The organism is Enterococcus spodopteracolus, assembly GCF_030441955.1.
Classification (GTDB): Bacteria; Bacillota; Bacilli; order Lactobacillales; family Enterococcaceae; genus Enterococcus_B; species Enterococcus_B spodopteracolus.
In genome coordinates this window covers 1-1,770 of the sequence record NZ_JARJHD010000038.1, presented here as the reverse complement: position 1 = coordinate 1,770, position 1,770 = coordinate 1, and the positions used below count along the sequence as shown (strand labels likewise).

General features: G+C 51.4%; 1 rRNA gene. It reads left to right on the top strand.

Annotation, left to right across the window (positions count from 1 at the left end):
- Window positions 1–144 precede the first annotated feature (144 nt).
- Window positions 145–1,705: ribosomal RNA gene (locus tag P3R27_RS14245) — 16S ribosomal RNA — on the top strand.
- The last annotated feature ends 65 nt before the right edge of the window (window positions 1,706–1,770 follow it).

Genomic DNA, 1,770 nt, shown 5'->3' with positions numbered 1-1,770 from the left:
TAGACCTTTGAAAACTGAACAAAGTAAGACAAACCAAATGTGTAGGGCGTCTTGATTCAATTCAAGACAACAAACATTTTTAACAAGCAAGCAATATGCTAGCAAACAAATTGAGCTTAACAATCGCAAGATTGTTCTAACTTTTATTATGAGAGTTTGATCCTGGCTCAGGACGAACGCTGGCGGCGTGCCTAATACATGCAAGTCGAACGCTTCTTTTCCCACCGGAGCTTGCTCCACCGGGAAAAGAGGAGTGGCGAACGGGTGAGTAACACGTGGGTAACCTGCCCATCAGAAGGGGATAACACTTGGAAACAGGTGCTAATACCGTATAACAATCGAAACCGCATGGTTTCGTTTTGAAAGGCGCTTTACGGTGCCGCTGATGGATGGACCCGCGGTGCATTAGCTAGTTGGTGAGGTAACGGCTCACCAAGGCCACGATGCATAGCCGACCTGAGAGGGTGATCGGCCACATTGGGACTGAGACACGGCCCAAACTCCTACGGGAGGCAGCAGTAGGGAATCTTCGGCAATGGACGAAAGTCTGACCGAGCAACGCCGCGTGAGTGAAGAAGGTTTTCGGATCGTAAAACTCTGTTGTTAGAGAAGAACAAGGGTGAGAGTAACTGTTCACCCCTTGACGGTATCTAACCAGAAAGCCACGGCTAACTACGTGCCAGCAGCCGCGGTAATACGTAGGTGGCAAGCGTTGTCCGGATTTATTGGGCGTAAAGCGAGCGCAGGCGGTTTCTTAAGTCTGATGTGAAAGCCCCCGGCTCAACCGGGGAGGGTCATTGGAAACTGGGAGACTTGAGTGCAGAAGAGGAGAGTGGAATTCCATGTGTAGCGGTGAAATGCGTAGATATATGGAGGAACACCAGTGGCGAAGGCGGCTCTCTGGTCTGTAACTGACGCTGAGGCTCGAAAGCGTGGGGAGCAAACAGGATTAGATACCCTGGTAGTCCACGCCGTAAACGATGAGTGCTAAGTGTTGGAGGGTTTCCGCCCTTCAGTGCTGCAGCTAACGCATTAAGCACTCCGCCTGGGGAGTACGACCGCAAGGTTGAAACTCAAAGGAATTGACGGGGGCCCGCACAAGCGGTGGAGCATGTGGTTTAATTCGAAGCAACGCGAAGAACCTTACCAGGTCTTGACATCCTTTGACCACTCTAGAGATAGAGCTTCCCCTTCGGGGGCAAAGTGACAGGTGGTGCATGGTTGTCGTCAGCTCGTGTCGTGAGATGTTGGGTTAAGTCCCGCAACGAGCGCAACCCTTATTGTTAGTTGCCATCATTTAGTTGGGCACTCTAGCAAGACTGCCGGTGACAAACCGGAGGAAGGTGGGGATGACGTCAAATCATCATGCCCCTTATGACCTGGGCTACACACGTGCTACAATGGGAAGTACAACGAGTCGCGAAGTCGCGAGGCTAAGCTAATCTCTTAAAGCTTCTCTCAGTTCGGATTGTAGGCTGCAACTCGCCTACATGAAGCCGGAATCGCTAGTAATCGCGGATCAGCACGCCGCGGTGAATACGTTCCCGGGCCTTGTACACACCGCCCGTCACACCACGAGAGTTTGTAACACCCGAAGTCGGTGAGGTAACCTTTTTGGAGCCAGCCGCCTAAGGTGGGATAGATGATTGGGGTGAAGTCGTAACAAGGTAGCCGTATCGGAAGGTGCGGCTGGATCACCTCCTTTCTAAGGAATATTACGGAGACTACACACGTTTGTCGATACTTTGTTCAGTTTTGAGAGGTCTACTC